The organism is Geodermatophilus maliterrae, from assembly GCF_041018925.1.
Classification (GTDB): Bacteria; Actinomycetota; Actinomycetes; order Mycobacteriales; family Geodermatophilaceae; genus Geodermatophilus; species Geodermatophilus maliterrae.
The window spans coordinates 1-6,402 of record NZ_JBFNXQ010000164.1 but is presented as its reverse complement, the minus strand read 5'-3'; the positions used below and the strand labels follow the sequence as shown (position 1 = coordinate 6,402).

The following is a 6,402-nucleotide window of genomic DNA, read 5'->3' as shown; positions in this document are numbered from 1 at the left end:
GAGGCAGGGACCCCGCTGCCCCCATCCGGGCTCAGCGGGCGCGGGCGAGGAGGAGCAGGGCGTAGGCGGCGACCGAGGGACCGTCGGTGAGCCGGCCCTCGCGGACCATCGCGCGGAACTCCGCCTCGGTCACGAACGCCGCGACCATGTCGGCCTCGGTGACCTCGCGCGCGGTCGGGCCGGGCGTGAGGTCGGTGGCCAGCCAGACGTCGAACTCCTGCGTCGACAGGCCCGGTGCCAGGTCGAGGTGGCCGAGGTGCTCGAGCCGGCCGGCCCGCAGCCCGGTCTCCTCGGCCAGCTCTGCGCGGGCCAGCTCCTGCGGCGTCCCGTCGCTGCCCGCCGTCCAGGTGCCCTGCGGGAACTCCCACGCCCGCCGCGCGAGGGGGTGGCGGAACTGCTCGACCAGCCAGAACCCGTCGCGCTCGGCGGGCAGCACGATGGCGAAGTGCGGCTTCTCGACGACGCCGTAGACGCCGGTGGAGCCGTCGGCCCGCTCCACGGTGTCCTCCCGCACCCGCACCCACGGGTTGGCGTAGACCTCCCGGCTGCCGGTCGTCCGCATGCAGCCGAGCCTGACAGAGGCGGACCATGGAGGAGGAGGTGGTCGGGTGACCGAGCGGAAGCCGCAGGGGGTCTCGTTCGAGACCTGGGTCGAACGGCAGATCCACCAGGCGCAGGAGCGCGGCGACTTCACCGGTCTGCGGGGTGCCGGCAGGCCGCTGCCCAGCTGGGACCCCGACGAGACCGCCTACGACTGGGCGGTGGCCAAGGCCCGCCGGGAGGGCATCCGGCCCGCGGACATGCTCCCGCCCGGGCTGGCGCTGCGCCGGGAGCGCGACGAGCTGCCCGAGCGGGTGGCCGGCCTGCCGTCGGAGGCCGCCGTCCGCGCCGTGGCCGAGGACTACAACGCCCGGGTCGAGGCCTTCTGGCGCCGTCCGCAGGAGAGCCGCTGGTCGCCGGTGCCGGGCCTGGCCGACGTCGAGGCGCTGGTCGAGGGCTGGCACCGCGACCGCCCACCGCCGCCCCCCGTCGTCGAGACGCCCCCGCCGCCCGGGCCGCCGCCGCGCCGCCGTCGCTGGTGGCGCCGGACCCGCTGACGGCTGACGGCCGGTCCTCCGCGACGATCACGACGTCGCGGTGGCGACACGCCGAGCCCGTCGGACGTGTCGCCACCGCAGGTCCGTGATCGCCGAGTGGCGACCGTCAGGTCGCGGCCGGCACCCGGTCGAGGGAACCCAGCACGGTGCGGATCCGCCCGTCGCCGTCGGTCACGGCGACGTCGGCCAGCGGGTCGGTGTACCGGACGTACTCGGCGAACACCTCGTCGACCAGTGCCCGGCGTGCGGCCGGGTCGGTCTCGTTCCACGCGGCGAGGTAGCGGGCGGCGAGGTAGCGGCGGCGAGGTAGCGGGCGGCGAGGTCAGGAGTGGCGGTCATGGCGTTCCTCCTCCGGGGGTCGGTTCAGCGGCGGCGCAGGGCGGTGAGCTGCAGGGCGGCGAACCCGGCGACGACGGCGGCCTGGAGGAGCACCCACACGGCGCCGGCGGTCGTGAGGTCGAAGCGGTCCGTCGTGACGGCGGCGACGCTGCCGGCGGCCCACAGCAGGTTGGCGCCGACGACGACCTCGGTGGCGCCGGCCGAGATCGCGGGACGCGCGGCGACCAGCCACACGCCGGCCGCGTAGGCAAGCAGGAAGGCGCCGAGGCCGCGCAGCACCCCGGACGGGACGCCGAGCAGGCCGGTCAGCAGCGGTGCGGCGGCCAGGTAGGCGGCGCCGTTGGCCCCGGTGACGACGGCGTCGAGGCGCAGCGCCACGCGGAGCAGGTCGAGGGTGCGGGGGCGGGTGGCTGTCGTTGTCATGCCGACGACCGTGGCGCCGCCGGAGAGGCGCGTCGATTACCTCGCGGGTAGGGGACGCCGGCCGCCGTCGTCGCTAGCGTCCGCACCGTGACCACCACCCTGGCGTCCCTGGGACGCCCGCCCGTGGGTGTGCTGCTGCGGCAGTGGCGGGTCCGGCGCCGGCTCTCCCAGCTCGACCTCGCCGGCGACGCCGGCGTCTCGGCGCGGCACCTGAGCTTCCTCGAGACCGGGCGGGCGCGGCCGAGCCGGGAGATGCTGCTGCGCCTCGCCGAGCAGCTGGAGGTTCCGCTGCGGGAGCGCAACGAGCTGCTCCTGGCCGCCGGCTTCGCCCCCGTCTACGGCCGCCGCGGCCTCGGCTCCCCCGACATGGCCGCCGTCAGCCGGGCCCTCGACCTGGTGCTCACCGCCCACGAGCCCTACCCGGCGGTCGTCGTCGACCGCTCGTGGGATCTGGTGGCCGCCAACGCGAGCGTCGCCCTGTTCACCGACGGCGTGGCCGCGCACCTGCTCGAGCCGCCGGCCAACGTGCTGCGGCTGAGCCTGCACCCCGAGGGCCTGGCGCCGCGGATCGCCAACCTGCCGCAGTGGCGGGCGCACCTGCTGCACCGGCTCGGTCGCGAGGCCCACCTGACCGGCGACCCGGCGCTGGCCGCCCTGCACCGCGAGCTCGTCGCCCTGCCCGGCGGCACCGACCGCTCGACGCCGGACGGGATCGCCGTCCCGCTGCGGCTGCGCACCGGCGACGGCGTGCTGTCCTTCCTCAGCACGGTGACCACCTTCGGCACCGCCGTCGACCTGACCGCCGCAGAGCTGAGCGTCGAGGCGTTCCTGCCCGCCGACGAGCGCACCGCCGAGGCGCTCCGCGGCGGGCCGGTGGGCCGGCGGTCCTAGGAACGCGCGCGGAGGGCCAGCAGGGCCGTGACCCCGGCACAGACCAGCGGCACACCGGCGACGAGCCCCAGGTCGCCCGCGCCCGCGGGCCCGCCCGTCGCGACGACGCCGGCGGCCAGCCCGCCCGCCGCCACGGCGGCACTGGCGATCAGCGACGAGCGGCGGGCCTGCGGGGTCCCCCGCCGCGTGAGGGCCGCCGCGACGAGGCCGAGGACGGCCACGCCCAGCAGCAGGCCACCGGCGGTGCGCTCGTGCGACCAGTCGGAGACGGCGGCGAGCAGGTAGCCCAGCACACCCACCACCGCGGCCGACGCCAGCCAGCTCCAGGGCAGCGCGGCCCGGGCCCAGCGTGCCGGTGGCGTCGTCGTCGCGGTCATCGGATGACCTCCCCGTCCTCGTGGTGTCGCGGTCGTGCCGCCATCGTCGTGCGCCGCGGGCGCGCCGTCACCGGTCCCCGGCCAGGGTCGGCCTCGTCCTCCGGGACGACGCCGACCCGGCCCGCGGGACGATCCGGCCGGTCCGCGGCGTCACTAGCATCCGCAGGACCGGGCACCCACGATCGCGGCTCCCCCGCGGGGTGCGCCCGGCGAGGAGCGGTCGCATGGCGCAGGTGCGGGGCGGGGTCCGCCTCCCCTCCGACCTGGTCCACGCGGGGATCGCCGTGGTGTCGGCGGGGATGGCTCTGGTCGAGGGACCGCCCGTGGTGCCGGTGGTGGTCTGCCTGGGACTGGCCCTGGTCCCCTGGGTCCTCGTGGCCGCGGGCGTCGACCTGCCGCTCGCCTTCTTCGCCGTCATGGCCGTGGCCCCGGTCGTGCCCGTCGTGGCGTGGTCGGGCGTCGGCAGCGCCCTGTTCCTCACCACCGCGGCCGCCAGCCGGGTCGCCAGCCGCTCCGACCGGCGCCCGCTGGTCGGGTTGACCACCCTCGCGGCCGCCGCGGTGCCCTTCACCCCGTTCGCCGGCCTGCTGCCACCGGGCGTGGGGGACGCCGAGCGCGGCGCGGGCTCGCTGTACTTCGCCTTCGGGACCGTGCTGGGTGTCCTGGTGGGGATCCTGCTGCACCGCGCCGCCGTCCTCACCGATGAGCTGCGGGTCGCCCACGAGCGCCTGGCCGAGGCGGCCGCCCGCCAGGAGCGGCAGCGGATCGCCCGTGACGTCCACGACCTCGTCGCGCACTCGCTGACCGTCGTCGTCCTGCACGTGGGCGGCGCGCGCCGTGTGCTGCGCACCGACCCGCGGGCCGCGGAGGGGGCGCTGGAGGAGGCCGAGCGGGTGTGCCGGGAGAGCTTGGACGGCATCCGCGGCGTCGTGGGGCTGCTGCGCTCCGAGCGGGACGAGCGGCCGGTGGTGTCCCTCGACCTCGCCGAGCTCGCACGCGGCTACCGGGCGGCGGGTCTGCCGGTCGAGGTGCGCACGAGCGGGGACCCGGGGTCGCTGCCCCTGGTGGTGCGGGTGACCCTGCACCGGGTCGTCCGGGAGGCCCTGGCCAACGCCGCGCGCCACGCGGGAACGGCTCCGGTCGAGGTCCGGGTGGTGGTCGGCGACGCCGGCGTCGAGGCCCGCATCACCAACGGGCGCCCGGACGCCGGCCCCGACACCACCGACCGTGCCACCGCCGACCCCGCGGCCAGCGGCCACGGGGGCTTCGGCCTGGTGGGGCTGCGCGAGCGCGTGGCCTCGCTCGGCGGGGAGCTGACCGGCGGCCCGGACGGCGGCGCCTGGGTGGTCCGCTGCTCCCTGCCCCGGCACGGCGCCGCGCGGGTCGCCGACCGGCCGGCGCCGTCCCCGCTGGGTGGCCGCGGGTGAGCGCCGGCGTCCGGATCCTGCTGGCCGACGACCAGGCGATGGTCCGCGCCGGGCTGGCGATGGTGCTCGGCTCGGAGGACGGCTTCACCGTCGTCGCACAGTGCGAGGACGGCGCGGGGGTGCTGCCCGCCGTGCGGGTCCACCGGCCCGACCTGGTGCTGCTGGACGTGCGGATGCCGCGCGTGGACGGCCCGGAGGCCACCCGCCGCCTGCGCGCCGAGCCGGGCGCGCCACCGGTGCTCGCGCTGACGACCTTCGACGACGACGAGGTCCTGTGGGCGGCCCTCGACGCCGGCGCCGCGGGCTTCGTGCTCAAGGACAGCCCCGCCGAGGCGCTCGTCGACGCCGTCCGCGCGGTCGCCGGCGGCGGCGCCTGGCTGGACCCCCGGGTGCTGCCCCGCGTGCTGGAGCGGGCCCGCGGCCGCCCGGCCGCCGGTGCGGGCAGGGCGCTCCTCGACCGGCTCACCCCCCGGGAGGCGGACGTGCTGCGCCTGGTCTGCAGGGGCGCCAGCAACGCGGAGATCGCCGTCGCCCTGCGGATGGGGGAGCGGACGGTGAAGTCCCACGTCTCCGCCGTCCTCGCCAAGCTGGGCGCCCGGGACCGGGCGGCGGCCATCGTGGCGGCCCACGACGCCGGGCTGGGCGGCTGAGGGCCGGAGCGCGCCGGGTTGACGGTGCCCGGGCCGGGTACCGGCCGGTCAGCCCAACGAGGAGGTCGCCATGACCGAGGTGCCGGGTACCGACCGCGACCAGGCGCGGGAGAACGTCCTGCAGGAGACGCCCCTCGTGCCGGAGGACGTCGAGGAGGACACGTCCACGGACGGCGACGAGGGCCAGACCGGCGACGACGCCAAGCCGGCCCCGGGCAGCACCGAACTGGGCACCTGACCTCCCGCCCGGTCGGCGTGCGCTCCCGGGCGACGCTCGACGGGCGGCTGCCGTGGCGCACGAGCACAGTGGTGGTCTGCGTCACGTCGAACGAGGGGAGCGCTCGATGACCGAGAGCACCGGGACCGGGGGAGCGAGCGCCGACGAGGTGACCGCCACCCCGAGCGGCAAGGCCGCGGCGGGTGAGGGCGAGGACCTGCACGGCACCGCCCGCGAGGTCTACGAGGACAACCAGGAGGGTGGCGCCGACGGGGCGGCCAAGACGCCGGGCGCCTGAGCCGGTCGAGGTCCCGTCGCCGGAGGACGGCGGAGCGGACCGGGTGCGCCGGGCACGGCGGACGGTGGTCGCGCGCGGGCAGTAGGTCTCTTGACCGCCTGCGGCTGTGGCGGCGACGGTGGTTGCTGTCCGTCTCGGCCTCGGCCGCAGGAGGTCACCATGACCTGCGCCGCGCACATCCGCCTCCTCCTCGGCACCCTCCTGACAGCGGTGCTCGTCGCCTGCGGCGGCGGGACGACGACCGCGTCCGAGGACGAGTCCCAGGCCCAGCCGTTGCCTACTCGAGGGAGCGACACGGCACCCCCAGGGCCGGGAAACCAGTCTGTGCCGCCGTCCGCGTCGGACCCCGACTCCGCACCGGCACCGGGACCGGCACCAGCTCCGGCTCCCGATCCGGGGACCGACCCCGATCCGGGCACCGAGCCCGCCCCGGGCACCGATCCCGACCCGGGCACCGATCCCGACCCGGGTGCTGAGCCCGACCCGGGGACCGACCCCGATCCGGGGACCGACCCCGACCCGGGCACCGATCCCGACCCGGGTGCTGAGCCCGACCCGGGGACCGAGCCCGCCCCGGGCACCGATCCCGACCCGGCTCCCGAGCCCGCCCCGGGCACCGATCCTGTTCCGGGTGCTCAGCCCGACTCGCCCCCGGCTCCCGCTCCGGCCCCCGCCCCCGCCCC

At 77.6% G+C, this 6,402-nt stretch carries 9 protein-coding genes; 6 read left to right on the top strand and 3 right to left on the bottom strand.

Annotation, left to right across the window (positions count from 1 at the left end; translation table 11 throughout):
* Positions 1–31: 31 nt before the first annotated feature.
* Positions 32–562, bottom strand: coding sequence for an NUDIX domain-containing protein (locus tag ABQ292_RS25780; RefSeq protein ID WP_369210557.1), 531 nt, complete (start codon positions 560–562; stop codon positions 32–34).
* Positions 563–608: 46 nt separating this feature from the next.
* Here ABQ292_RS25780 and ABQ292_RS25775 point away from each other — a divergent pair, with 46 nt between their 5' ends.
* On the top strand, positions 609–1,097 hold the full coding sequence (locus ABQ292_RS25775) for a DnaJ family domain-containing protein (protein ID WP_369210556.1): 489 nt from the start codon (positions 609–611) through the stop codon (positions 1,095–1,097).
* A 363-nt stretch (positions 1,098–1,460) separates the two neighbouring features.
* Here ABQ292_RS25775 and ABQ292_RS25770 read toward each other — a convergent pair whose 3' ends face one another.
* Entirely contained in the window at positions 1,461–1,859 is a 399-nt protein-coding gene (locus ABQ292_RS25770; RefSeq protein ID WP_369210555.1) for a hypothetical protein, read from the bottom strand.
* Between the two features lie 87 nt (positions 1,860–1,946).
* Between ABQ292_RS25770 and ABQ292_RS25765 the strand changes: the two genes are divergently transcribed.
* A complete protein-coding gene (locus ABQ292_RS25765) occupies positions 1,947–2,750 on the top strand; it encodes a helix-turn-helix domain-containing protein (RefSeq protein ID WP_369210554.1) in 804 nt (267 codons plus the stop codon).
* On the opposite strand, the gene ABQ292_RS25760 is transcribed toward ABQ292_RS25765, so the two are convergent.
* The gene (locus tag ABQ292_RS25760; protein WP_369210553.1) at positions 2,747–3,127 is read right to left on the bottom strand and encodes a hypothetical protein; all 381 of its coding nucleotides are present in this window, start codon (positions 3,125–3,127) and stop codon (positions 2,747–2,749) included. The genes ABQ292_RS25765 and ABQ292_RS25760 overlap by 4 nt on opposite strands.
* A gap of 224 nt (positions 3,128–3,351) precedes the next feature.
* On the opposite strand from ABQ292_RS25760, the gene ABQ292_RS25755 reads away from it, so the two are divergent.
* The 4 genes from ABQ292_RS25755 to ABQ292_RS25740 all read left to right on the top strand — a co-directional run bounded on the left by ABQ292_RS25755 (position 3,352) and on the right by ABQ292_RS25740 (position 5,719).
* Positions 3,352–4,554, top strand: coding sequence for a sensor histidine kinase (locus ABQ292_RS25755; protein ID WP_369210552.1), 1,203 nt, complete (start codon positions 3,352–3,354; stop codon positions 4,552–4,554).
* Complete coding sequence (locus tag ABQ292_RS25750; protein WP_369210551.1) at positions 4,551–5,204, top strand: response regulator transcription factor; 654 nt, start codon at positions 4,551–4,553, stop codon at positions 5,202–5,204. Before ABQ292_RS25755 ends, ABQ292_RS25750 begins: the two co-directional genes overlap by 4 nt.
* Before the next feature lie 70 nt (positions 5,205–5,274).
* The gene (locus tag ABQ292_RS25745; protein WP_369210550.1) at positions 5,275–5,442 is read left to right on the top strand and encodes a hypothetical protein; all 168 of its coding nucleotides are present in this window, start codon (positions 5,275–5,277) and stop codon (positions 5,440–5,442) included.
* A gap of 106 nt (positions 5,443–5,548) precedes the next feature.
* The gene (locus tag ABQ292_RS25740; protein ID WP_369210549.1) at positions 5,549–5,719 is read left to right on the top strand and encodes a hypothetical protein; all 171 of its coding nucleotides are present in this window, start codon (positions 5,549–5,551) and stop codon (positions 5,717–5,719) included.
* Positions 5,720–6,402 lie beyond the last annotated feature (683 nt).